At 36.2% G+C, this 243-nt stretch carries 1 rRNA gene; it reads right to left on the minus strand.

The annotated features are described in order from the left end of the window. Window positions 1–187: 187 nt before the first annotated feature. Window positions 188–243, minus strand: a 16S ribosomal RNA gene (locus AT575_RS10400); the annotation flags it as partial.

The raw sequence follows: 243 nt of genomic DNA on the forward strand, positions 1-243 counted from the left end.
GTACTATTCTATTACGTGAAGCTTAATTGTATTCGAACTAAAATCTTAGTGAAAAAGATAAATCTCCTTGTGTGCAAGCACACATCGTCAATTTCCTATTTTCATACAGATTTCTTAACGTTCTCATAACTTAAATAAGACCTCTCAAAACTAAATAAGACAATTCCAAATGTTTCCATTTCCTTAGAAAGGAGGTGATCCAGCCGCACCTTCCGATACGGCTACCTTGTTACGACTTCACCC

Source organism: Streptococcus penaeicida (assembly GCF_002887775.1).
Taxonomy (GTDB): domain Bacteria; phylum Bacillota; class Bacilli; order Lactobacillales; family Streptococcaceae; genus Streptococcus; species Streptococcus penaeicida.